This window comes from Extibacter sp. GGCC_0201 (assembly GCF_017566055.1).
Taxonomy (GTDB): Bacteria; Bacillota; Clostridia; order Lachnospirales; family Lachnospiraceae; genus Extibacter.
Map to the genome: position 1 here is coordinate 1 of NZ_JABFCH010000305.1, position 207 is coordinate 207.

Here is a 207-nt window from a genome sequence, read left to right on the forward strand (position 1 = left end):
GGAAAATACAAGGAGGCCATTGCCCTGTTCCGGTCGTGTGATCTGGAGGCTTTGCCTGATAAGGAAAGAGATGATTGTGCCATGCGTCTGGCCACCTCTTATCTGAAAGAAGATAATCTGCGTGAAGCGGCTGTATGGTTTACCTTGCTGAAAGAGGTAAGCCCATTGTATCAGGATGACGCTGTCTATAATCTGGCTTATATTGAT

The 207-nt window shown here is 46.4% G+C and carries 1 protein-coding gene; it reads left to right on the forward strand.

The annotated features are described in order from the left end of the window. On the forward strand, positions 1–207 hold a 207-nt coding region (locus HJV72_RS19625; protein WP_208073570.1), incomplete at both ends, for a hypothetical protein.